31 protein-coding genes are annotated in these 21,016 nt (G+C 50.0%); 7 read left to right on the forward strand and 24 right to left on the reverse strand.

The genetic code is table 11. The annotated features are described in order from the left end of the window. The 7 genes from ED901_RS12885 to ED901_RS12915 all read right to left on the reverse strand — a co-directional run. The coding region (locus ED901_RS12885; protein ID WP_205965103.1) for a lysozyme at positions 1 to 486 on the reverse strand (486 nt) is incomplete at its 3' end. After that, a complete protein-coding gene (locus ED901_RS12890; protein WP_056779250.1) occupies positions 467 to 676 on the reverse strand; it encodes a phage holin in 210 nt (69 codons plus the stop codon). The genes ED901_RS12885 and ED901_RS12890, both read right to left, overlap by 20 nt. 5 nt (positions 677 to 681) lie before the next feature. Then, positions 682 to 885, reverse strand: a complete 204-nt coding sequence (locus ED901_RS12895) for a tail protein X (protein ID WP_056779122.1) — start codon at positions 883 to 885, stop codon at positions 682 to 684. Beyond that, positions 885 to 1,358, reverse strand: a complete 474-nt coding sequence (locus ED901_RS12900) for a head completion/stabilization protein (protein ID WP_122096141.1) — start codon at positions 1,356 to 1,358, stop codon at positions 885 to 887. The genes ED901_RS12895 and ED901_RS12900 overlap by 1 nt, the downstream gene beginning before the upstream one ends. A gap of 96 nt (positions 1,359 to 1,454) precedes the next feature. Further along, entirely contained in the window at positions 1,455 to 2,111 is a 657-nt protein-coding gene (locus tag ED901_RS12905) for a terminase endonuclease subunit (RefSeq protein ID WP_122096142.1), read from the reverse strand. Between the two features lie 3 nt (positions 2,112 to 2,114). Then, positions 2,115 to 3,260: a phage major capsid protein, P2 family gene (locus ED901_RS12910; protein WP_122096143.1), complete on the reverse strand. Its 1,146-nt coding sequence runs from the start codon at positions 3,258 to 3,260 to the stop codon at positions 2,115 to 2,117. A gap of 44 nt (positions 3,261 to 3,304) precedes the next feature. After that, a complete protein-coding gene (locus ED901_RS12915) occupies positions 3,305 to 4,138 on the reverse strand; it encodes a GPO family capsid scaffolding protein (protein ID WP_122096144.1) in 834 nt (277 codons plus the stop codon). Between the two features lie 143 nt (positions 4,139 to 4,281). Here ED901_RS12915 and ED901_RS12920 point away from each other — a divergent pair, with 143 nt between their 5' ends. Next, positions 4,282 to 6,045, forward strand: a complete 1,764-nt coding sequence (locus ED901_RS12920) for a terminase ATPase subunit family protein (RefSeq protein ID WP_122096145.1) — start codon at positions 4,282 to 4,284, stop codon at positions 6,043 to 6,045. Next, a complete protein-coding gene (locus tag ED901_RS12925; RefSeq protein ID WP_122096146.1) occupies positions 6,045 to 7,061 on the forward strand; it encodes a phage portal protein in 1,017 nt (338 codons plus the stop codon). The genes ED901_RS12920 and ED901_RS12925 overlap by 1 nt, the downstream gene beginning before the upstream one ends. Here ED901_RS12925 and ED901_RS12930 read toward each other — a convergent pair. The 3 genes from ED901_RS12930 to ED901_RS12940 form a co-directional block, all read right to left on the reverse strand. Beyond that, positions 7,054 to 7,374 carry a hypothetical protein gene (locus ED901_RS12930; RefSeq protein WP_122096147.1) on the reverse strand — a complete coding sequence of 107 codons (321 nt, stop codon included), beginning with the start codon at positions 7,372 to 7,374 and terminating at the stop codon, positions 7,054 to 7,056. The genes ED901_RS12925 and ED901_RS12930 overlap by 8 nt on opposite strands. A gap of 64 nt (positions 7,375 to 7,438) precedes the next feature. After that, positions 7,439 to 7,579, reverse strand: coding sequence for a hypothetical protein (locus ED901_RS25130; RefSeq protein ID WP_162997867.1), 141 nt, complete (start codon positions 7,577 to 7,579; stop codon positions 7,439 to 7,441). Between the two features lie 115 nt (positions 7,580 to 7,694). Continuing rightward, a complete protein-coding gene (locus ED901_RS12940; RefSeq protein ID WP_122096149.1) occupies positions 7,695 to 7,892 on the reverse strand; it encodes a hypothetical protein in 198 nt (65 codons plus the stop codon). Between the two features lie 202 nt (positions 7,893 to 8,094). Here ED901_RS12940 and ED901_RS12945 point away from each other — a divergent pair, with 202 nt between their 5' ends. Both ED901_RS12945 and ED901_RS12950 read left to right on the forward strand, forming a co-directional pair. Next, positions 8,095 to 8,709 carry a hypothetical protein gene (locus ED901_RS12945; RefSeq protein WP_122096150.1) on the forward strand — a complete coding sequence of 205 codons (615 nt, stop codon included), beginning with the start codon at positions 8,095 to 8,097 and terminating at the stop codon, positions 8,707 to 8,709. A 96-nt stretch (positions 8,710 to 8,805) separates the two neighbouring features. Next, positions 8,806 to 9,537 carry a hypothetical protein gene (locus ED901_RS12950; RefSeq protein WP_122096151.1) on the forward strand — a complete coding sequence of 244 codons (732 nt, stop codon included), beginning with the start codon at positions 8,806 to 8,808 and terminating at the stop codon, positions 9,535 to 9,537. Between the two features lie 39 nt (positions 9,538 to 9,576). Here ED901_RS12950 and ED901_RS12955 read toward each other — a convergent pair whose 3' ends face one another. The 8 genes from ED901_RS12955 to ED901_RS12990 all read right to left on the reverse strand — a co-directional run bounded on the left by ED901_RS12955 (position 9,577) and on the right by ED901_RS12990 (position 14,219). Continuing rightward, complete coding sequence (locus ED901_RS12955; protein ID WP_122096152.1) at positions 9,577 to 11,820, reverse strand: replication endonuclease; 2,244 nt, start codon at positions 11,818 to 11,820, stop codon at positions 9,577 to 9,579. Between the two features lie 79 nt (positions 11,821 to 11,899). Continuing rightward, positions 11,900 to 12,124 carry a TraR/DksA C4-type zinc finger protein gene (locus ED901_RS12960; RefSeq protein WP_122096153.1) on the reverse strand — a complete coding sequence of 75 codons (225 nt, stop codon included), beginning with the start codon at positions 12,122 to 12,124 and terminating at the stop codon, positions 11,900 to 11,902. Further along, a complete protein-coding gene (locus ED901_RS12965; protein ID WP_122096154.1) occupies positions 12,117 to 12,458 on the reverse strand; it encodes a DUF5405 family protein in 342 nt (113 codons plus the stop codon). Before ED901_RS12965 ends, ED901_RS12960 begins: the two co-directional genes overlap by 8 nt. Continuing rightward, positions 12,458 to 12,736: a DUF2732 family protein gene (locus ED901_RS12970; protein ID WP_240993924.1), complete on the reverse strand. Its 279-nt coding sequence runs from the start codon at positions 12,734 to 12,736 to the stop codon at positions 12,458 to 12,460. Before ED901_RS12970 ends, ED901_RS12965 begins: the two co-directional genes overlap by 1 nt. 67 nt (positions 12,737 to 12,803) lie before the next feature. After that, a complete protein-coding gene (locus ED901_RS12975) occupies positions 12,804 to 13,106 on the reverse strand; it encodes a hypothetical protein (RefSeq protein WP_122096155.1) in 303 nt (100 codons plus the stop codon). 7 nt (positions 13,107 to 13,113) lie between these two features. Beyond that, a complete protein-coding gene (locus ED901_RS12980) occupies positions 13,114 to 13,284 on the reverse strand; it encodes a phage filamentation protein Fil family protein (RefSeq protein ID WP_122096156.1) in 171 nt (56 codons plus the stop codon). A 2-nt stretch (positions 13,285 to 13,286) separates the two neighbouring features. After that, complete coding sequence (locus ED901_RS12985; RefSeq protein WP_122096157.1) at positions 13,287 to 13,793, reverse strand: phage regulatory CII family protein; 507 nt, start codon at positions 13,791 to 13,793, stop codon at positions 13,287 to 13,289. Positions 13,794 to 13,841: 48 nt separating this feature from the next. Then, entirely contained in the window at positions 13,842 to 14,219 is a 378-nt protein-coding gene (locus ED901_RS12990) for a Cro/Cl family transcriptional regulator (RefSeq protein WP_240993925.1), read from the reverse strand. 123 nt (positions 14,220 to 14,342) lie between these two features. Between ED901_RS12990 and ED901_RS12995 the strand changes: the two genes are divergently transcribed. The 3 genes from ED901_RS12995 to ED901_RS13005 all read left to right on the forward strand — a co-directional run bounded on the left by ED901_RS12995 (position 14,343) and on the right by ED901_RS13005 (position 16,781). Further along, entirely contained in the window at positions 14,343 to 15,218 is an 876-nt protein-coding gene (locus ED901_RS12995; RefSeq protein ID WP_122096158.1) for a phage repressor protein CI, read from the forward strand. A gap of 9 nt (positions 15,219 to 15,227) precedes the next feature. Next, entirely contained in the window at positions 15,228 to 15,623 is a 396-nt protein-coding gene (locus ED901_RS13000) for a hypothetical protein (protein WP_122096159.1), read from the forward strand. A 108-nt stretch (positions 15,624 to 15,731) separates the two neighbouring features. After that, positions 15,732 to 16,781, forward strand: a complete 1,050-nt coding sequence (locus ED901_RS13005) for a site-specific integrase (protein WP_122096160.1) — start codon at positions 15,732 to 15,734, stop codon at positions 16,779 to 16,781. Between the two features lie 187 nt (positions 16,782 to 16,968). Here the strand turns inward: ED901_RS13005 and ED901_RS13010 are convergent, their stop codons facing one another. From ED901_RS13010 to ED901_RS13035, 6 genes are all read right to left on the reverse strand, one after another. Then, on the reverse strand, positions 16,969 to 17,151 hold the full coding sequence (locus ED901_RS13010; RefSeq protein ID WP_072158068.1) for an ogr/Delta-like zinc finger family protein: 183 nt from the start codon (positions 17,149 to 17,151) through the stop codon (positions 16,969 to 16,971). Between the two features lie 66 nt (positions 17,152 to 17,217). Further along, positions 17,218 to 18,360 carry a contractile injection system protein, VgrG/Pvc8 family gene (locus tag ED901_RS13015; RefSeq protein WP_240993926.1) on the reverse strand — a complete coding sequence of 381 codons (1,143 nt, stop codon included), beginning with the start codon at positions 18,358 to 18,360 and terminating at the stop codon, positions 17,218 to 17,220. A gap of 21 nt (positions 18,361 to 18,381) precedes the next feature. Then, on the reverse strand, positions 18,382 to 18,852 hold the full coding sequence (locus ED901_RS13020; protein WP_056772772.1) for a phage tail protein: 471 nt from the start codon (positions 18,850 to 18,852) through the stop codon (positions 18,382 to 18,384). Next, complete coding sequence (locus ED901_RS13025) at positions 18,849 to 20,543, reverse strand: phage tail tape measure protein (RefSeq protein WP_122096162.1); 1,695 nt, start codon at positions 20,541 to 20,543, stop codon at positions 18,849 to 18,851. The genes ED901_RS13020 and ED901_RS13025 overlap by 4 nt, the downstream gene beginning before the upstream one ends. Further along, a complete protein-coding gene (locus ED901_RS13030; protein WP_200930282.1) occupies positions 20,536 to 20,658 on the reverse strand; it encodes a GpE family phage tail protein in 123 nt (40 codons plus the stop codon). Before ED901_RS13030 ends, ED901_RS13025 begins: the two co-directional genes overlap by 8 nt. Before the next feature lie 32 nt (positions 20,659 to 20,690). Then, complete coding sequence (locus ED901_RS13035) at positions 20,691 to 20,975, reverse strand: phage tail assembly protein (RefSeq protein ID WP_056772765.1); 285 nt, start codon at positions 20,973 to 20,975, stop codon at positions 20,691 to 20,693. Positions 20,976 to 21,016 lie beyond the last annotated feature (41 nt).

Here is a 21,016-nt window from a genome sequence, read left to right on the forward strand (position 1 = left end):
AAGCTCATTCGCGCGGCGGCGTTCCAGCCCGGTGACGCGCACGCCGTTCACAAACACCCAGCGCGGCAGTTGTTCGCAGGCTTTTCGCCATTCGCCCTTGTTGATGAAAAACGCCAGGGTGGATTTACACGCCGCCGTCACGCCGACGTTGAACGCAAAGGACGCAAAGGCGTCATAAACCGGCTGCGGCATGTCGATCGGCATACATCGCGCAATGCCTTGCTCCACCCGCATCACATCTTCCACCAGATTCACGGCGACCTGACGTTCGCTGATTTGCGTCTGCGGCTTCACGCCCGCCGTGTGCCCGATGCCGTTTGTCCAGACGCCCGCGCTGCACTGGTACGCCGACAGGCGGCAGCCTTCAAAATCAGCGATAAGTGCCAGACCGGCGGCGGACGTTTTCAACGTCGGCGTTTGCGGCAGCATTGCGGCAATCGCCAGGACAGCGGCGACGGCGCAGCGTCTAACGATTGATGGCTGCATTGATTTCTCCACTGATGCCCATTGCTTTCAACAGGCGATAGGTTTTGCGCCGGTAGTACCAGTTCACCAGGAAGGTAGCGACGCCGACGGCGGCACCCACCAAAAAGGCGATATCCTGATAAGACATGCCCCCCAGCCAGGCCAGAAAGACGGCGACGCAGTAACAAATAAACGAGGTGATGCGCTCCATGGTCATCAGTCCCAAAGTGAGACGGTTTCACTGACTGCGGCTTGGGTTATGTCCGGCAGCTCCACCGCGTAGCCATGGGGCAATATTGCCCCGGCGGCAGCTAACCCCACGTTAGCCGCGTAAACCTGCTCAACCACCGATTCGGTGCGCCCGTAGTAACGCCAGCAGAGCGAATCCACGGTGTCGCCCTGTTCGGCAATGACTTTCATCAGAGCAGCCCGATGATGCAGTGAGACACACCGGCGACGTCGCTGATCGCATTTCTACCGTCACGCCATAAATCATCAACGGTGCTTTCGACGATCACGGCCTTTTTACTGCCCGCGTCGGTGGTGTCGCTGTTCGGGTAACGCTCTGCCAGATATGCGGCGGCAATGGACGCCACGGCGCGCTGATAGGCACCGACCTTCACGCTTTCATCGTCAATCTGATCGGCGGGCACGTCTTCCAGCGTCTTAAATCCCTGGGACTTTTGCGCTTCGCGATAGCTGTACAGCTCGGCGTTAACTTCTGTCATGGCAAACTTTGCGGCGGCACGCAGACGCTTAGCGGTGACGGTGCCCTCCAGGCGCAGCGTGTCGCGCAGCTCAACCGGCTCGACATCAGGCCAAAAATGGGTGTTCTTAATCGCGGGTTCCGTCGCGGCGTCCGGCTTTGGTGCAGGTATGACAAGAGACGACATAGTGACCTCTGAATAGGTGGACGGTGGACGCCAGCGTTGAACAAGGTCACTGACCTGTCGCGGCTGGCGTGCCGTCCGGCGCGGGGCGCGTTCTGTTTAGCCGTTGGCTGCCTTTTTGATGGCTGATTCCAACCGCTCAATATCTTTTTTGACGCCGCAGTTAGCATTCAACTGAAAAGCCCGTTTCAGATGTTCCAGGGCAAGCGTGGGTTTCTCTGTTTCGCGGTATACATAGCCGGTGATTTTGTGCAGCTTTGCCCGCACCTGATCCGGCATGTCCTGGCTTTCTGTCAGTTCCATGGTGGTCATCAGCACGTCGAGGCTGACCGGCTCACCGGCGGTATAGGCGCGGGTGCTCATGTCGGCGATTTCCTCAACCACCGCATAAGCAGCCGGACGGGAACCGAACGGCATAGAAAGCTTGTATTTCAGCGCGTAGCGGGCGATTTCAAGCGCACCGGCATAATCACCGGCGTCAATACGCCAGATCATGACGGTCATCAGGATGGCATCCTGTGCGCCTTTACCTTCGGACAGCACGCCATCAACCCACGGCACGTAATCGGGCAGCATGGAGCGTTTCAGCTCCGCTTTCTTTTCGGTGCTGTGCGTCTTTTTCAGGGTCTTCATGTCTGCGTTTAGCTTTTGCAGCAGCAATTCATAGCCGGTGGAATGACGCAGCAGGCGGGGATCCTGCTGCGCGGCCTGAATAGCTGACTGCCGCAGCAGGTGCTGACGGGCAGGGCTGGTCATGGCTTATTCCTTCGGTTCTTCGGTTTCGGTTGCTTTACCGGAAGCGGCGTTGATTGCGCCAACCAGTGCCGCAGTCAGTTCGCTGAAATCGGCTTTTTCAGGCGCGGTTTCAACAACTGGGACAATCTCGATATTTTCAATCAGACAGCCACAGCCGTAATCTTCCACCACGTAATCCTCGTTAATGGATTCGTAGTTTTCGATGCGGTCACGCTTCGGCACTTCCTCAATGTGACGGCGATGCGTACCGTCCTGCCAGTAAATCGACAAGTTATCCAGGCGGGTGATAAGCATGGCGTTAGCCGGGAAGCCTGGCACGCGGACAGCAGGCAAATTGCCGATGCGTTTCTGGCTGACAATCAGGTCAGCGGCCAGCGTTTCGGTGTTCGCCTGGTTTTTATTGACTAGCGGGAAATACTTATCTGCCATCAGCTTGCGACCACAGATCACCACCAGGTCGGTGTCGTCCTGATAAACGGGGTCGATCAGTTCGTTGACGGTATCAAACACCACCGCATCCAGATTCTGATAGGTATTGTCGCCGCCGACCTTGACCGGCGCAGCCGTAGTTTTGCCGTCCGCGTCGGTTTTGCTACCCAGTACGCGCTGCGGGGAATTGAGGCGATATTTCTGCAACCAGCCCACGCCAACGTCTTGCAGCAGCGGATTTTGTACGCGGTTAGACGTCGGTGCGCGTGCAACGCCGTTGAAGCCGACCAGGATACGATCCAACGCCTGACGCTTAATAATCGCGTCACGCAGGCGGGTCTGGAAATCGTTGTAACGCGCCCACAAATCCAGTTTGTTATACATCCAGTGAAAATCGTAGTTGGTCTTAGTGCAGTGGTACTGTTCCTGATCCAGCTTGGTGAAATCTGCGGTTTCACGTTCGTCACCGCCGTCGGTATTGGCCGTGCTGGCAATCGTGCCGGTCACGCCAACGCCCACTTTCGCCCCCATCATTTCGTCCACCGGAATGATGTTGATACGGGTTAGGAACTCTGATGATTCTTGTAAGCGGGTCATCAGCGTCTGCGTGACGGACGGCTCAACGTTAAATTTCTTATTTAGCGAATCGGTATCAACGTTGTTGAGTTTCGCCAACTGGGACAGGAACGCATTAAATTTAAAGCGCGTTTCTTTTTTCATGACCAATTTCCTATTAATGAATTCAAGTGTGATGGATTACGGGATCAGCAGTCGGTGACCGTTTCGTCAACGCCTGCGCCGCCGGTTGCCTGCGGACGTTTACCAAAGGTATGCGCAGGTTCCTTCTCCAGCTTGCCTTTCAACTCGGTGAATTCTTTGTGATCGGCAGCGGTGGTTTTCTCCAGTTCACCCAAACGTTTCACCAGGCCGGACAGTTTGGTGTCCTGCTGTTCCAGACCGGCCTGCACGTGTTCGGCGACCTGAGCCACGGCGTCATGCACGTCATTAAAACGGGCATCATCTGAGGCGGACTTGCGGGAAAAAGCTTGTTTAACGCGATCAACAAGCGAGGGGCGGTTTTCGATTTCTTCAAACTCAAACACCGTTTCTTGGGCGGCGGTAAAGAGGTTTTCCGCACTTTGCTTACGGCCTGCGAGCGGGTTTTGATTCGCTTTCGCACTGAATTGCAGGTACTCCGTGCCCAGACTGGCGGGGCTGTCAGTCACGGCCAGGCCGATCAGGTAGGCTTTGCCGGTATCGGAAAAGGAGGGGTTCACTTCGATGGAGGTGTATACCTTCTGGCGGGCTTTCACCATTGACACCAACTCAGGCGTTGGATCGATATCGGCATACAGTGCCAGCTTGCCTTTCAGCGCGCCGTCGGCAATTTCTTCGGCATAGACTCCGGTCACATCGCCGTACATACGGAATGGGCTATCAGGTAAGTAACCCTTGATGTGCTCCATGTTGATGCGTGCGCCGTAAACCTTCGGGTCATAGGTCGCGGCCATCTGTTCGATCCAGCTGCGGGTAATTTCGCGGCCGTCGGTTGTTGCCCCTTCGGTACAGATACGAAAGCGCTTTGCTTTTGCTGCCATTTGTCGGACTCCAGTCGGTGTGTGCTTCTGAGAAATCTAAGTTTCCCGACACACGCCCGACACCGCCAGCCGATGCGGGTTGATGCTCGATGGCACAACGTGGGCAGCGCGAAAAGCCGCAGGGCAGGCGGTAACGTGGCGGCATGAATACATCAAACTCCACTATCATCAGCGACCCGCGCCGACAGGCGGCACTGCTTTACTGGCAGGGTTTTTCTGTGCGGCAAATTGGGGAAATGTTGAGCCAAAAAACGCCAACCGTGCAGAGCTGGAAAACGCGCGATAAATGGGAGGACATCGCCCCAATTTCGCGCGTTGAAACCAGCATGGAAGCCCGGTTGATCCAGCTCGTTATGAAGGACGTTAAAGAGGGGAAAGATTACAAAGAAATTGACCTGTTAGGCCGCCAGATTGAACGCCTGGCAAGGGTAAACCGGTACAGCATGACCGGCAGTGAGGCAGACTTAAATCCTAACGTTGCTAACCGCAACAAGGGGGAGCGCAAAGCGCCTGAGAAAAACGTGGTCAGTGATGCCGCCATTGAAAAGCTTAGCGATATTTTTATCAGTGAGTCTTTCGAATATCAGCGCGGGTGGCACCGCGCCGGACTCCAGCACCGGATCCGCAACATCCTCAAATCTCGCCAAATCGGGGCAACGTTCTATTTTGCCCGAGAGGCGTTTATTGATGCACTGACCACCGGCCGCAATCAGATTTTCCTGTCGGCCAGTAAGGCGCAGGCGCACGTCTTTAAAAACTACATTATCGACTTTGCCCGCCAGGTGGACGTCGATTTAAAAGGCGACCCGATTGTGCTGCCGAACGGTGCGCGCCTGATTTTCCTCGGTACCAACGTTCGCACCGCGCAAAGCTACACCGGGAATCTGTACCTGGACGAATATTTCTGGATCCCGAAATTCCAGGAACTGCGCAAAGTGGCTTCCGGCATGTCGCTGCATAAAAAATGGCGGAGCACCTATTTTTCTACGCCGTCCAGCCTGGCACACAGCGCCTATCCGTTTTGGTCAGGTGAGCTGTTCAACAAAGGGCGCCGCAATAAGTCCGACAGGATTGACCTGGATTTAACCCATGCGCACCTGTCGAAAGGCTCGCTGTGCGATGACGGCCAGTGGCGGCAGATTGTCACGGTAGAGGATGCACTGGACGGCGGCTGTAACCTGTTCGACTTGGATCAGCTGCAACTGGAATACAGCCCCGCCGAGTTCGACAACCTGCTGATGTGTGAATTTGTTGACGACCAGGCGTCGGTGTTCCCGTTCTCTGAATTACAGGGCTGCATGGTGGATAGCCTGGAGGAATGGGAGGATTTCGACCCGTACCTGGTTCGCCCGTTTGCTTATCGCCCCGTCTGGATCGGTTATGACCCGTCGCACACCGGCGACAGCGCAGGCTGCGCGGTGATCGCACCGCCCTCCGTGCCTGGGGGGAAATTTCGCGTGCTGGAACGTCACCAGTGGAAAGGAATGGATTTTGCCGCGCAGGCCAAAAGTATCGAAGACCTGACAAAGCGGTTTGTCGTGGAATACATCGGCATTGATGCCACCGGCATCGGGCAAGGCGTGTTCCAGCTTGTTCAGCAGTTCTTTCCTGCTGCCAGAGAAATCAGCTACAGCCCCGAAGTTAAAACCGGCCTGGTATTGAAAGCAAAAGACACTATCAACTCAGGCCGCCTGGAGTACGACACCGGCCACACCGATATCACCGCCTCGTTTATGGCAATCCGTAAAACCATGACCGCCAGCGGAAGCCGCGCGACCTACGTCGCCAGCCGCAGTGAAGAAGCCAGCCACGCAGACGTCGCGTGGGCAATCATGCACGCACTCGTCAACGAACCGCTGACCGCTGCCAATGGCGGGCAAAGTCCTAACATCCTGGAGTTTTATTAATGAGTAAGCGCAGACCTCGTAAAACAACGCAAACGCTGGCAGCGCCTGCACAGCAAGGAACGGAAGTATTCAGCTTTGGTGATCCGACGCCAGTGCTCGACCGTCGCGAAATTCTGGATTACCTGGAATGTACCGGCAATGGGCGTTGGTATGAGCCGCCTATCAGCTTTGATGGACTGGCTCGCAGCGTTCGCGCAGCGGTACACCACAGCAGCCCGATGTATGTTAAGCGCAACATTCTCGCGTCAACGTTTACCGGGCACCCGCTGCTATCGCAGCAGGAGTTCAGTCGCTTTGCACTGGACTTTTTGGTGTTTGGGAATGCGTATCTTGAGCAGATTGATAACCAGTTGAAGGAGCCGCTGCACTTTAAAGCCAGCCCCTCTAAATACACCCGTCGCGGCGTAGAGTCTGATGCTTACTGGTTTGTGCAGCCCGGACTGGACGCGCACCAGTTTGCACCTGGCAAGGTGTTTCATCTGATCGAACCGGATATTAATCAAGAGTTGTACGGCCTGCCGGAATACCTCAGCGCATTAAACTCCGCCTGGCTAAACGAGGCGGCGACGCTGTTCCGCCGTAAGTACTATCAGAACGGCGCGCACGCTGGCTATATTCTGTATATGACAGACGCTTCTCAATCCAGCACCGACGTCGATAAAATGCGGCAGGCCATGAGAGACAGCAAAGGCTTAGGTAACTTCCGAAACCTATTTATGTATGCGCCGAACGGAAAGAAAGACGGGATCCAGATTTTGCCGCTGAGTGAAGTCGCTACAAAAGATGATTTTTTCAACATCAAGAAATCAAGCCGCGATGACCTGCTGAGTGCGCACCGCGTACCGCCGCAGATGATGGGCATCATCCCTGATAATGCGGGCGGGTTCGGCGACGTAGAAAAGGCGGCAAGCGTCTTTGTCCGTAACGAGTTAACGCCATTGCAGGAACGGATGAAAGAATTTAATGACTGGTTCGGGGAAGAGGTGATCACCTTCAAACCCTATACACTCACTTAATTTCAAAACAGTTTTTCATGCCCCGCCAGTCGGGGCTGTATTTTGGCCGTTCCATCCGTGCGTTAACCTCCTCCCACTCCCGCGAATGCTCCTCATAGCCATAGCTCAAGGCGGCATCAGCGGTATCAAAGAGCCGTTCAGGTTTTTGATACCAGCCCCGCTTCGGTTCATGCCGCAGAATTTCAAAACCATTTTCAGCCGGTCTTATGAGGTAGGTATAGCCGCTGTAAAATTCCTGGTCTGAAAACCGAGGGATAGACTCGCCTGGATCCAGGAAAATAAAAAGGGTTCCTATTCTGACTGTTCGCATCATTCACCTCACATCAAACCTAATAGCCTGTGCGGCATTCTGAGAGCATCAAAATATGGATGCGCTCTTACGTGGTTTTTCTTAAAAAATCCCCCAGCGTGCCGCAGGCGATGCCATTTTTCTGGATCCAAATGCCTCCGCGCGCAATGCTATCCCCGCCTCGCCTGCCCGCTTTATAGGTCGCTTTTAATGCAGTTGCACGATCCACTCGGATCCTTGCCAGTACTGGCGGGACACGCTTTTTTTTAGGGGATAAGCGCCATGCAAAACAATGCACGTTATGCATGCATTACACCCCGATATGGCACCTAAGAGATTAGATATTAATCTTCAACATCAGAAATGGTCTCGCAGAGCGTGATTTTCTCTTGTTCGCCTTCTTCTAAAACGCGATCAGCAAGCTCAGAAATCATCTCCATAATCATGTGGAGTTCACCGGTTTTGCATTGTGCATCGCGCGAGATATCAGCCATAAGCCGGATTTTTATCAAAGCAATCTTTAGCTTATGCGAGGAATCCATTACTCACTCCTGATTCATAAGTACTGTGTATGTATACAGTACTATAGGTGTTTGCAGTCATAATTTCCATAATATTCTGCAAGTTATTAAATTTTATGTGGATCTTACAGAACAGTGTAAAAGCACCTGTTACAGATTTCGCATGGACGATTTCTTGTGAGATATTGTGCGTATCCCATAACTGATACTTCTGGAGCTCATAATGGTTTTTGGTCGGACGATGCGTGATACGCTTACCCTAATTAAGCAAGATGGTAGTCGACAAGAAGGTATAAAGGGTAATGTACAAAAAAACAGAATCTACATTCACAATGGAGATATTTCCATTGAAGAAGGTGATGAGATAGTACGTACCATGCCAGGTGGCAAGGATGAAGAATATATTGTAGTTGAACCAGGTTTTCATCATCGCTTAGGGGGTATTCCCGCCGGTTATCAGATGGATGTAAAGCGAAAATCATCTTTTGCTAATTCTACAGAGAAAAACCAACCGCAAAGCGTTACAAATACGTATAACCTGTTTGGAAATAATAGCCGTGTTAATCATCAATCAACTGATAATTCATATAATTACACTGGAAGCACTGAAAATCTCAAAGAAATTCTTGAGATTATTGATGCTGCGCGGGAGCAAATCAAATCATCTGAAATCGATAAAAGTGATTTTCAAACCGCAAATCAAAGCTTAGAAATTATAGAAAGCCAACTAAAAACATCAGAACCATCAAAACCTATCATTAAAACTCTACTTAGTGCCTTGCCTGATGTTGTTAAAGTGGTACCGGCGGTTGTCGAACTTATACAATATTTTCAGTAATAAATTATCTCATAAAGCTACTTACGATCACGCAAGTAGCTTTATACAAATTCACAACGAGTTTTAAATTAGATGTTTAAATATGGAAAATTTAAAATGTTAAATGATTTTTTCAAAAAAGAAGCATTCATTGTTGGATTTATAACCGTGTTTATGTACACGTCAGTATATTTTTTTGAGCGTGGCTCAGCCGTAGCTCTTCACATTCCGTTAGATTTGATAACTATTAGTTTACCCACAATAATAAATGATTACATTCATTTCTTTTTGTTTATTTTCCCAATTGTAGCGATTACGTTTATTGTATTTAAGTTCCTATGTACTAAAGAGTCGAGTAGAAGTAGATATTTGTCTGCATTTTTTTCAGGATTTGTCTATGCTTTCTCTTTGTTAAGGTATTTAGAATTTGGTTTCACCACTATTATAATGTCATTGTTTTTAGGTGGAATGTATTTTGTCTTACTATGTTTAATTCTTGATCATCATTCAATAGTTTTGAATGATGATGAGCGTTGTACAGAAAAAGAAACAAACGAGGATGAAAATTTCAATTCAGGTTTAAATAAATATTATAATAACTTTGTTAACTTAGGCCTAATGATATTCCTTATGGCTAGTACTTTTCTGCTAATTGGTAGGGATAGTATTAATAGTGATAAATTTGATTCATTTTCATTAGGTGGGAGCAAATATGCTATCGTTAAAATATATGGAGATAACGTTTTTACTTGGCAGGTGGTAGATGGAAATTTAAAAAAAGAGTTAACATATTTTAGAGTTAAGGATTTGAATGGAGTTACACTATCTATTTATTCTAATGTTAAGTAATTTTTTTTAAAAAATTTGGCAATTTAAAGTCAGCACTTGTTATTCAAACTCAGCCCAATCCGGTAGAGCTTCAAAACTCATAACCAGATCACCAAAGCTGACTTTAGCCCCACGGCTCAGCGCTTCCAGTTCCCAGCGTTCCGCAGAGATGTTGTGTTTCATCAATTCGCGTTCGATTTCCGGCAAGCGCGCCCGTTCTTCTGACGTCAATCTCGCCGACGGGGCAACATTACGTCCTTTGGACGGGTCAAAACTGCGCTGAGCCTTGCTGACCCTTGGAGTTTCCTCGCGTATACGTGCCACAATCGCCCTCACGGCGGCTGTGTCTGTCCAGTCAATTACCGGTTGGTTGGCAGAAATGATCGCTGTGGCGTCGCTCCCAGCCTGACGATTATGCCCATTTGCGGCAGCTTTCTTTCCACCTAACCCACAGTTATTGACAGGACTCCGAGGCGCGCCGGAGGCGCTTTTTAAAGTCAAAACCTCAACGTCAACGGCAGAAGAAACGATGCGCCATTGTGTTGTACGGGTTTCGTAAACATGAGAATCGCCAAGGTGAGGCGCGAAAATGCCAACTACCTTTTTCACTTCTTCATCGTAGGCGTTCAGCTCCGCAGCTACGCGGCGAGCTACACGCACGGTCTGTTCGTCGCGGGGAATATTTGCGCCGCCCTGAGCCGTCATGTACGCCATAAAGTCACCGACATCAGCAGCAGCGCGAACTGCCTCCACTTCTTCATCAAAGGTTTCAGTCAGACTGATTGAGCGGATGCGGCGGCACTCACGGTAGGAACCCATGGTAGGCAGGCCGATAGGGTGAAACTGAGGGATCCGCCAGGTAGCAGCCCAGGCAGTAACAGCAGCAGCGGCGTCTGTCAGCAGCTCGCCGGTTTCATGGTCGCGCTCGCCTTCCAGAGCGTAACCATCGATATTTTTTGCGATGTATTTGGCAATGTATCCCGCAGCACCGCCACGGTTTAAATGTTTGCAGTCAAAGCGATTTTTTGCCGCGCCGCGTTCGTCGCCGTCCTCTCTCATGGCGTATTTGCGCATGATATCGATCACCGGCTGACGCATGGCGGGCTTAGTGAATAACATCATGTGCCAGTGCGGGGTCGCGTCGTGGTGTGGTTCCACCACCCGCATCCCGTAGACAGACAGATCGTTATCTTTAAAAGCGGTGCGCATTTTGCTCCAGATCCCGCACAGGTATCGCTGCGCATCTTTCGGGGTGTAAGCATTTTCGTCCCAGGCGTGATTCCGCTGGACACGCTTTTTATCACCCTTGCCCACGATACGAGTCGGGTGATATTTGGAGGGGGTGGTAATAGTGAGGAACATCCCTACGTCACCATTTGCAGCGGCGTATTTCTCGGTGCCGGCGATCGTACTCATCAACTCCATGCGGCGGATTTCAGGGTTTGAAATACTCGCCATCACCTTGTCGATCAGGCTGATGCGCTCGCCGGTTTCAATGTTTTCAAGGTCGCAGTTTTTGAGGTAGTCGAGATTCGACAGACGGCGTGCGCGCACCTCACGGATGGCCTGTTTACTGGCGTACGGGGAAGCGTCGCGGTTTACCTTACCGATTGCGATCAGCAAAGATTCACGCCAGCGGGTGCGCTGGCCTTTCAACTGACCTAACCACCAATCAGGATTAACCAGGCGCGACATACCGGCGATGGCTGAAACTGTATCTAATTTACCTTTGCAGTATTTCTTCCAGTACAACGGCGTGACGTTGAAAGCGCGGGACATGCCAGCAATATCGCAGTACAAACCGCGCTGAGTTTTAAGCTCAAAAAGAATGGCGTTGTCACCGTCATTTTCAGCAAGCAACTGATCGCACCGTTCTTCATAGATTTCCTTGAGCTGACCGGCGATGTCCTGAGCGAACCGGCGCAGTGGCTTATCGCTCATGCTCGGCAGGCGGTGATAAGTATCAGCTTCAGACAGGAATTTCATAGAGGAATTTACATTCATCGCGTGAGCCGCATTCACGGCTTCAACGCGCGGCAGAATGCTGCGGCCAAGGGTATAAACCAGGTATTTATTCGCGGCGTGGATGCCCTGAGTTTTCAGCAGGTGCTTATGGCGGCCAGTGAAGATTTCCTGCAGATCGGTTGAAAGGGTTTTTAGTTTGATTAAAACAGCTTGCCCCTGATCGTACTCGTCACGGGTAAGCGGTCTTTCCAGGCCAGAAACGGCCTGGCGTGGTTTGTTCCAGGGAAACGCCCAGGCTTTGGGCGTTTCAATTTGCGGAGGGATAGGTATAAACCGCATCACATACCATCTTTGATATCGGAAACCAAAAAGCCAGCGTTCACAACAGCGAGCGCAAAGAAAGCCACCGTGAAAATCATCATTTGTTGCCCCGATAATGTTTGGCGTTGATTTCTGCCGCCGCTTTGCAGTACACGCAAAGCTCAACACCAGGCAGAGCTGCGCGGCGTTCTTCGGGGATAGGTTGATCACAAGAGGTGCAAAACATTGCAGATGTGCCCGCTACATTTGTGCGGGCGGCTTGAATTTGAGACGCCAGGATCAGGTCTGCGCGTTCTTGGGCTGTATCGATTACATCAGCCATTTGAGACCTCCGGACGAGCCACTTTGACCAACGCAGCAAATACCAGATCAGCAGCGCGGTTGTATTCACGGCGCATGGTTAAGGCATCACTAATCTTTTTCGCCCAAAGAGCACGGGATACGCAGCGGCTCACAAAGTCGTTAGCGAGTGCAATCTGGTACTGGTAGACGGCAAGCGTGCTGCAATACTGCTTACGGGTTTCTTTATCCGTCTTAATTTCAGCCAGAATCAGATCACCGTTCTTTTTAGGGATGATGGTGAACGCCAGATCGATATCAATGCGTTTTGCGATTGCCTCAGCCATTTCCTGTGTTGCTTCTTCATGCTTCATCATTAGTGAAAATCTCCCGCTTCGTTTTGGATACGAGTCGCTTCGACGCGTAAGGCTTCGGCGGCCTCGATGCCGTTCATTTCCTGCTGAATGATGAAACAGGCGATAGCTTCCAGGCGTGAGGCGAATACTTTGGCACGGTTGCCGCGCTCGTCATTACGGGCGGCATTGAGCATTAAGGTCAGGGTGGCGGTGGAATCACCTTCAGCTGAGGCCATGTCAAAACCAACGACAGGCGAACCAGCAAAACCGTGTTGGGATTTATTAATCATTTCTTTCATGTATAAAACTCCTGTTTTTAGGCAAAAGAATGCCCGGCGGGTTTACGCCTGTTAATTTGAATTCGGGTTAGTGATTAATATTTATCTTGCAATCATCTTCACTGATAAATTTCGGCAGTGATTCTGTTAAACCAATTAAAGAATTCAGCGCCGCAACCACTTGATGCCTTTCCGTCGGCGTTAATTCTGCAAACTTCATCTCGACATGGCGATTTTTAAGGCCAGCGTGAAAGCAGATTGTTTTGCGCATATGCAGCGGCTGATTATCAAATGTTTCCTGCGCTACATTCTTTTTGTGTTCTAACATCTCTTTAATTTTAGAAAGATGCTTTTTACCTATTTGAATATGTTCTGCGTTTCCTAAAAACATAATCACCTCAACGAAACAGGCGCTTTAAAAGCGGCTTTGTATTTCTCACAGCCTGTGGGGCAGTGGCATTTGTTATGGAAGGACTCCAACGCTTTCCGCCTGGCAACTCGATACAACCATGACTGAAATGACGTGAAGGACTTTGCTGCTTTAAAAATGGAGCAATTGAGATCGCCATAATCACATCATCCCGTTTGTGGCAACGCTGGCGACAGCGCCGACGGCAGAGGCCAGCACCGGCGAACCTTCGACACGCCCCTGAATAGCCAAACCGATTAGTGAAAGGTGGCGGATCCCGGCATTCACACTTTCCATAATTGCGTTTTTGGCCTGACGTGTGTGGCGTTCTTTAGATACTGCGCCCGCAGCTACTGAACCAAGAGCCGCAGTTGCATGGAGCGTATAGGCCGCAATGTTGTCCTCCGCCAACTCATTAACCGGCACCGCTGGCATACATTGCAATTGAGCCAGCAGACCATCGATCAACGTAGGGTCTTCTGTTAAATCTGTAAGAATCAAAAGTTCCTGACAGCTTAAATTGTGTTGCTGTTCTGGATTTAGTTTGTTTCTAAGTACCTGTGAGCCAATGCCCATTTCTTTAGCAAGTTCTGCAACGTTATGTTTTCTAACGAATGCTGTACATGCGATGTCAAAATGAGGTTGTTTAGATACGCGATAATCAAACATGACAATCTCCTGCAATTCTTGAATACTCAAGATTAACTAAACGCATCATTAACGAATGTACTTACAATCCTTTGCTTGCTGATGTTGCTTAGCACGCCAGGCTGTCATGTTGATCAGAGTGCGTGATTTTGTGACCGCGCTCTTTTTGGTTGAGCGGGTTTTTGATGTGTCTTTGGTCGGGGCTGCTAACAGAATACCGTCTTCAAGCCATTGCCAGACAAGGCGCTCACTGATTCCCACGGAAGTTGCGAAGTCGCGGACAGTTACAGATTCAGCGGTATTGATACCAACAGAACGAGCTAGGTTAGGCAGTAAAGCTTCTACTAATGCAGGAACTAACAATGAAACTAACTGGTTCAGCTGTGGAACTGATGATGGAATTTCTTGTAGTTGAACGGGTGACTGCGTTGCAATTTGCTGTGCCATATCGCATTATCTCCGGTTAAGTGTGTTTTTAGTGCAGTGTTGTGCATCTTGGTCGATGAACGACACTTTAAAACACATTGTGTGATGTTGTAAACATTCATTCTGTGTGTTTTAGGGCGGTATATGAAAGAAAACCTCGATAGCTCAAGCGCGATTATTGAAAGAATGCTTATTTCTTATGGGGTTAAGACTCAAAAGGAATTGGCTGAAAAATTAGAAATACCTGCGAATGCTGTAAGTAACTGGCAGCAACGAGGTAGCGTTCCTGGTAAATCAATCATTGATTGCGCCATAACAACGGGCGTGGATCTCAATTGGCTGGTGAATGGGAATCTTGCAGGTGCAAGAAATTTGGTGAGGGATAGCCAGGGTCTGCGTGGCAGTGAACTACGTGAAAACCTTTTAAAAGCATCTGGTGGCAAAGAGCTTATTCGGCGAATAATGGACGCCTATGGTTTTAAAACTCAGACAGAACTCGGTGATTATTTCCACCTTTCATCAGGAACCATCAGTACCTGGATACGGCGAGATTTTTTCCCTGGTGAGGTAGTTATCACTTGTGCCCTAGATACTGGAGTCCCACTGTATTGGTTGGCGACAGGTCAATCGTCACCGAAACCTCAGCAGCAGATAGAGGTTTCGGTAAGCCATGCACCAGAAACACCGTCAGCGCAGAGTATTAATAAATATCAGTTAACTGCCGGTCAGTTGAAAGCCTCCGGAACCGTGAGCACGGCATCATCCATGCTGCCACCCGGCATAAGTTCGCCAGCATTTATTTTTTCAGGCCGTTATATTTGGCTCGCGGACTTGGCTGTTAATAACATCGCCAATGGTAAATGGCTTATAGATTTAGATGGAAATATCGATGTTTATAATATTTCTCGTTTACCTGGTAATAAATTAAAAGTTAAAAATGAGTCAACAGAATTTCAGTGCTTATCCAATGAGTTAAAAGCCATTGGGTTGATCGCTACTACTACAGAAATACATTTTTAAGGAATCTTCATGAAAAGGACAATAGTTGCATTAATGGCACTATCATCATTTGGAACGTTTGCGAAATCAGCGAACTTAACAGAATTACAGAAATCTCTAAATGATATGCAACCTATATCTATAAGTGATGACCGTGGCATCATTACAGTTGTATTAAATGAAGCCTCAATAACGCCTGATATATATGATAATGCAATCTTGGGTGTGTGCTCTCCGGCCTGGATGAATAGCAATAATTCCGCATATTTAAAAAATACGAAGGAAGTACACATTCTGAATAAGTTTAGCTATTCGGGATATGCTTTCGAATCTCCTCGTACAACATGCGATGAAGCTGGAAAGCTTCAACCGGATGAATCCAAAGTAACTCTTTTGTCCAAAACCCGCTTGTATACTAATAAATAACAACACGTCCAAAACCGCTGATTATATTGAAAGCCTTTTAATGCGGGCTTTCAATAGTAAAAGACACGCATCAGATGTGTTCCTGGCTTCCTCAGATGGTAAACAGAAATGACTGTAAGAAAACTCCCCTCAGGATTATGGCTTGTTGAATGTTATCCGAACGGACGCGATAAAAAGCGCCTGCGCAAGACTTTTGCCACAAAGGGAGAGGCCGTAGCTTTTGAAACTTACACTCTGGAAGAAGCCAAGAATAAGCCGTGGCTCGGTGAGAAGGCGGATCGGCGTAAGCTCAGTGAACTAATTGAGCTTTGGGATAAGCTTCACGGTCAGACGCTTTCTGCTGGCAAGTCTCGCATGGGGAAGTTACATATTATTTGTAACGGTCTTAAGGATCCAATTGCCTCACAGGTAACAGCTAAAGATTGGTCAACATATCGAGGTAAGCGCCTGCGGGGAGAAATCAGCAATGGTTATCATGAGAATCCAGAGAAATGGATTGCCAAACCGATAACAGTGAATAGAGAGCAACAGTATCTTGATGCTATGTTCAACGAGCTAAAGCGATTGGGTGAATGGTCGCTTCCGAATCCGCTGGATGGTGTGCGAACGTTTAAAGAAGAAGAAAAGGAAATGTCCTGGCTCACAGACGCGCAGATCAAGGAACTGATTGCAGCATGTGAACGCTATGGAAAAGAAAACCTAACTTGTATTGTCAAGATTTGCTTAGCAACAGGAGCGCGCTGGAGTGAGGCCGAAGGGCTGAGTCGTTCTCAGTTGTCACCGAATAAACTGACGTTTTTCAAAACCAAGGGTAAGAAAAACCGAACCGTCCCGATAGCAGACTGGCTGTATGATGAACTAAAAGTGATGCAGGGTAAGATGTTCAAACCATGCTATCAAGAGTTTAAAAAGGCGTTAGCCCTTACAGATATCGAACTACCAGAAGGGCAAAAAACGCATGTCTTACGACACACTTTTGCATCTCATTTCATGATGAACGGCGGCAATATATTGGTGCTTCAGCGCATACTCGGTCATGCCAATATTCGTGAAACAATGCGCTATGCACACTTTGCTCCAGACCACCTGGAAGAGGCGATAAACTTGAATCCGTTAGCTTTCAAAAATGGCGGCAAAGTGGCGGCGGAGGTTGCATAACACTGCATTTCATTGCGTTAAGTATTGATTTAACTTACTGAATAATAATAAAAAGCTATGTAATTCAATATGTCGCCTTAAAAGCGTCTTAACTAAGGTATCGCTAACGCGACATCTACTAGTTAATATAGAACAAGGGGTTAGCCATCGGCTAACCCCTTTTTTTGCATCAGTGACGACAAATTGACTATGCCGCAGATGGCTGGTTTCCGCCGGGTTTAGAGATAACCCTGGCGACGGACTCATGTGTGGCAAACGTGCAACTGCACTGAATATTCTGACACTGATGATACCGTTCTTTGGTTGATTCACTCAGATAACGGCTTGAACGTGTGTGGGCAACTTTTCCACAAAGCGGGCAATGCATCATAAAAACCTCCGGCATGACAGTTAGGCGATGAGGTGATTATGAATCTATTAACTTGCAAAAGCAAGTTTATAATGCCGATGTGGATGACTGATAAGTAATATCCGCGGTGTAAACCTTCAAATTCAAGGTGGTGGTGAATCCTTTCTCATTGAGATTATGCACGACAGAGTTAATCACCCACCGCTGGCGGTCTATGACATCCTTGAAACCCTGCACGGTCACCGGCATTTGTGCGCTGAGATCGGCGCGCCCCAGCGCCAGTTTTATGCTGAAAGTTGAAGATTCTGTCTGGATTCGATTGAAGACAGAATCCGCTGCACGCCTGGCAGATTGTTCATCGGGATACAGGGTCGTCAGCAGCAGAACTTTATTACCTGACCCTGCGATATAGCTTTTTGTCTCCTCTTTGGCCGGCGTATTCAATTCTGCTGACGGCGTTACCGATGCAGGATGTTGCTTTTGCGAGTTTGAAGTCTGCGTGGATGTGCGTTTCAGCGCTACGCTCGTCGTTGCTGCTTTCTTCACATCATGCCACTGGGCTTTTACGCTCTCATAGGCAAGCGTATCAACCAGTTTAAACGTGTGGGAATCACCATCGCTGCGCACCAGCGTGTTCCATGGCAACGCCTGCCCGGATGCTGTCCGGCCAGTAAAAGGTTTAAAAAACAGGATCGAGCCATTTTTGACCGTGGCCTGGGCTCCGTAGTTTTGTGCCAGTCGTGTGAGAAAGTAGCCATCGTTTTCATCCGTCTGATCAATATGCGGGATCGGAATATTATCGAGATCCTGATCGATAACCGGCAGAGGGAAATTATTGCGGCTCGCGATAATTCTGACGATCGCGCCCAGCGTATAGTCGTCATAAGACTGACTCCGCTTGGTTTCAAATGAGCCACGAAAATCTGCGCTGCGGGCAGTGACGGCGATTCTGTCAGGGCTTCCGGAATGGGTGACGGTGTCCACCGTAAAATAACCACAATCGTATAAAGCCTGTTTAGACCACCCCATATGCAGGTGCAAAACGGTACCTCTGGCGGGCATCTCCAGCTGCCGGTCGCCGTCGTCAAACGTCAGCGTCAGGGTGTCTGCAGCAAAGCCACTGTAATCAGTCACCGTCAGATTGATCACCCGCTCAGTGATATTCTCTTCCAGGACCTTATTTTTTATCTTTAGGGTAAACACCGGGGCGATGCGTGCGCCGGCGGGCAACTGAAGATCCGTAAGCATGGTTTAGACTCCTGCGATAACACTGCTGACTGCCGAACTCGCCTTGTTATATAAGCCCTCGGCCTGAGCGAGGAGATCGCCAAACATTGCCGCCTGGGATTCATCGACGCGTTTTAAGTTGAGGGTAAAAGTAATAGTGCGCGCCTGACCGCGGGTATTGAATTCGCCGCTGTCCTTGACCAGACTCTCAATGATAAACATGCCATAAATGGTGCCGGTACCTTCAATAAGAGGCCACGCGCGGCCCGAGTCCGCCATACTTTGCAATGCCTGCAGATACCGCACTCCCCCGGTGAGCTCCGGTAACAGCTGACCCTTCAGCGTCAACTTCTCCTGACCCAAACCGAGAAACTGTGAAACCGCCCGCTGACCAAAACGAGCATTTTCGCCCCAGTTGTAATTCACCTGATGGTTAATATTCTGATAGGGCAGGGAGCTTAATTTGAATACAAATAAGCCCAGCGACATCATCATGAGTAGAACCCTCCGTTATCAAACACACTGTGTTGCGCATTTTCGTTATTCCAGTCGCGCTCGTTGAGCGTCCGGGTAATAAAGCTCTGAATTTGCTGGTAATCCGTTTCCGGTGTGGCCGTGAAGCTGACATTCATCGTGGTGGTCCGATTATCCGTCAGGCTATTCGCCACGCTGGCTTTGGCCGGTTGATACAGGCTGAGTGTGCCGCCCGTCGCCGATAAAGCGGGATTAAACGCAGCAGGCGGATTTTGAGCTTCTGTCTGTTCGTCATTGTCGCTGCTGAAAATGTTAAGCACGGAATCGACACTTTTACGCGCCCAGTTAAATACTTCACCGATTTGAGACACGGCTTTATTCAGCGTTACGAAAATTTCACCGATGGCTGCCCCGACTGCTTTGCCGATATCGGTGTAGCCACGCAGTTCGTCCTGAGTGAATTTGATGGGTGCCAGAAGATCGGTAATCCAGCTGAGGGCCGATTTAAAGGGGGCAAAGGCATTACTTAACGGCCCCATGACTGAACTGAATCCGGCGATCATTCCGCTGACGAAGGCGCTGATCGGCTCCCAGAGTTTCACCACCGCAATCCCGATCCCTGCAATCAACGCGATGACCGGCAATAGCGGCAATCCGATAGCGGTAAACGCGGCAGCGATCACGCCACCGGTGCTGGTGAAGACGGTGCCCAGCAATCCGGCGCCAGCCATCATCATGTTGACGCCGCTGAGTACCGGGGCGATGGCCATGCCGAGCGAACCCAGCCCGCCAATCACTCCGGTGATCCCCAGCGCCATGCCGAGCAGCGCGTTGACCAGTTGAGGATTATCGGTGACCCAGGTATTGAGCGTGGTCAGCCATTGAGTGGCGGTTTGTGTGAGTTCGCGCAGCGCCGCACTTTGCCCTTCGAAGAGATTGATGCGCAGCGTGTCCCAGGTGGCAAAGAGTTTGGTTATGTCGCCATCCAGGTTGTCGCCTTTTACGGTGATGGCCGTTTGTGCCGCCGGCGTTGAACCGTTGAGTTCCCCCGGCGTCTGTGCCAGAACCTGAGTGGCATCGAGCCCGCTATCCGCTAACTTTTTCTGCGCGGCCACCACGTCCGCCGGTGAATGACCTGATGTCGCCATCGACAGACTTTGCTGACGCAACGCCGCAACGCGCGGATCTTCTTTTTGCAGGCCCAGCACCGACTGAAGCTCAGAAAGGCTGACTTGCAGATCCGCGCCGGGTTTGAGAAAGTTTTTCGCCAGTTCCAGCTGAGGCAGGGCGAAGCTGATGGCGTCTGAGCTGGCCGATTTCAGTTGCCCGATAATTTCCTCGCGATGCGTAAACTGCTCGCCAGGTTCCATGCCTTTCTGCTCAACAACGGCCCGGCGCCCAGCCGAAATACTTTCCGCGCTCCTGCGTTCGGACGCGTATTGATTAACCGGTTTGGCGGGTTTAACTGACTCCGGATCTCCCGCCGACAGTTCAACATGCGGTTTCAGGAAATGCGCCAGCGGGCGTGACTGATTATCTAAAGATCTGAGTTCCCAGATAACGTCGCTGATGTCTTCTGACATCGCGTTGTATAAGCTTTTCTTCGGCAGGGTGGTAAACGTCTGCCAGGCGTTCGCCGTGGCCGCTTTCAGCGATTTCAGCTGTTTATTTATTTTCCCCAACGTCGTGGGTAATTGTTCGACATTACTCATCTGTTTTTACTCCGCTGCGTTGCAATGCCTTATAGCGCCAGCTCAACAGATCGGTGAGCGACATGCCGTCCATTTCGGACGGCGGCCAGTGGAAAATCACCGCGATGTCAGCCATCAGATCATCCACGGTGAGGCGGGGGGAGAGCGTTACTCCGCCGGTTTCGGTGATAAAAAACCAATCACCTTGCCTGCCAGCGCAATCAGGTCCGGAAGCTCGAGGCGTGAGCACTCTTCTTTGGTCAGGTTGGGATAAGTGATGCGGGGCAAAAGCGTGATCAGCGCATCGACGTCGGCATTCGCCAGCGCGGCAAGCCCGATGCCACGCAGGCTGCCTGCCGTCGGTTTGGTCACCTGGATTTCAGTAATGTCGGTGTCGCCACGTTTTAGCGGCACATCCAGAATCACGGTGTTGTTGTTGTCAGTCTGGCTCATGCGTTTTCCTGTTTAAGCACAAGTGAAGCCGGCAATCTCTG

It is taken from the genome of Rahnella sp. Larv3_ips (genome assembly GCF_003697865.1).
GTDB lineage: Bacteria > Pseudomonadota > Gammaproteobacteria > Enterobacterales > Enterobacteriaceae > Rahnella > Rahnella rivi.

Coding starts and splice junctions, on each gene's coding strand:
- ED901_RS12890 (WP_056779250.1), bottom strand. CDS start 676: ATGGAGCGCATCACCTCGTTTATTTGTTACTGCGTCGCCGTCTTTCTG.
- ED901_RS12895 (WP_056779122.1), bottom strand. CDS start 885: ATGAAAGTCATTGCCGAACAGGGCGACACCGTGGATTCGCTCTGCTGG.
- ED901_RS12900 (WP_122096141.1), bottom strand. CDS start 1,358: ATGTCGTCTCTTGTCATACCTGCACCAAAGCCGGACGCCGCGACGGAA.
- ED901_RS12905 (WP_122096142.1), bottom strand. CDS start 2,111: ATGACCAGCCCTGCCCGTCAGCACCTGCTGCGGCAGTCAGCTATTCAG.
- ED901_RS12910 (WP_122096143.1), bottom strand. CDS start 3,260: ATGAAAAAAGAAACGCGCTTTAAATTTAATGCGTTCCTGTCCCAGTTG.
- ED901_RS12915 (WP_122096144.1), bottom strand. CDS start 4,138: ATGGCAGCAAAAGCAAAGCGCTTTCGTATCTGTACCGAAGGGGCAACA.
- ED901_RS12920 (WP_122096145.1), top strand. CDS start 4,282: ATGAATACATCAAACTCCACTATCATCAGCGACCCGCGCCGACAGGCG.
- ED901_RS12925 (WP_122096146.1), top strand. CDS start 6,045: ATGAGTAAGCGCAGACCTCGTAAAACAACGCAAACGCTGGCAGCGCCT.
- ED901_RS12930 (WP_122096147.1), bottom strand. CDS start 7,374: ATGATGCGAACAGTCAGAATAGGAACCCTTTTTATTTTCCTGGATCCA.
- ED901_RS12940 (WP_122096149.1), bottom strand. CDS start 7,892: ATGGATTCCTCGCATAAGCTAAAGATTGCTTTGATAAAAATCCGGCTT.
- ED901_RS12945 (WP_122096150.1), top strand. CDS start 8,095: ATGGTTTTTGGTCGGACGATGCGTGATACGCTTACCCTAATTAAGCAA.
- ED901_RS12950 (WP_122096151.1), top strand. CDS start 8,806: ATGTTAAATGATTTTTTCAAAAAAGAAGCATTCATTGTTGGATTTATA.
- ED901_RS12955 (WP_122096152.1), bottom strand. CDS start 11,820: ATGCGGTTTATACCTATCCCTCCGCAAATTGAAACGCCCAAAGCCTGG.
- ED901_RS12960 (WP_122096153.1), bottom strand. CDS start 12,124: ATGGCTGATGTAATCGATACAGCCCAAGAACGCGCAGACCTGATCCTG.
- ED901_RS12965 (WP_122096154.1), bottom strand. CDS start 12,458: ATGATGAAGCATGAAGAAGCAACACAGGAAATGGCTGAGGCAATCGCA.
- ED901_RS12970 (WP_240993924.1), bottom strand. CDS start 12,736: ATGAAAGAAATGATTAATAAATCCCAACACGGTTTTGCTGGTTCGCCT.
- ED901_RS12975 (WP_122096155.1), bottom strand. CDS start 13,106: ATGTTTTTAGGAAACGCAGAACATATTCAAATAGGTAAAAAGCATCTT.
- ED901_RS12980 (WP_122096156.1), bottom strand. CDS start 13,284: ATGGCGATCTCAATTGCTCCATTTTTAAAGCAGCAAAGTCCTTCACGT.
- ED901_RS12985 (WP_122096157.1), bottom strand. CDS start 13,793: ATGTTTGATTATCGCGTATCTAAACAACCTCATTTTGACATCGCATGT.
- ED901_RS12990 (WP_240993925.1), bottom strand. CDS start 14,219: ATGGCACAGCAAATTGCAACGCAGTCACCCGTTCAACTACAAGAAATT.
- ED901_RS12995 (WP_122096158.1), top strand. CDS start 14,343: ATGAAAGAAAACCTCGATAGCTCAAGCGCGATTATTGAAAGAATGCTT.
- ED901_RS13000 (WP_122096159.1), top strand. CDS start 15,228: ATGAAAAGGACAATAGTTGCATTAATGGCACTATCATCATTTGGAACG.
- ED901_RS13005 (WP_122096160.1), top strand. CDS start 15,732: ATGACTGTAAGAAAACTCCCCTCAGGATTATGGCTTGTTGAATGTTAT.
- ED901_RS13010 (WP_072158068.1), bottom strand. CDS start 17,151: ATGATGCATTGCCCGCTTTGTGGAAAAGTTGCCCACACACGTTCAAGC.
- ED901_RS13020 (WP_056772772.1), bottom strand. CDS start 18,852: ATGATGATGTCGCTGGGCTTATTTGTATTCAAATTAAGCTCCCTGCCC.
- ED901_RS13025 (WP_122096162.1), bottom strand. CDS start 20,543: ATGAGTAATGTCGAACAATTACCCACGACGTTGGGGAAAATAAATAAA.
- ED901_RS13030 (WP_200930282.1), bottom strand. CDS start 20,658: ATGGCTGACATCGCGGTGATTTTCCACTGGCCGCCGTCCGAAATGGAC.
- ED901_RS13035 (WP_056772765.1), bottom strand. CDS start 20,975: ATGAGCCAGACTGACAACAACAACACCGTGATTCTGGATGTGCCGCTA.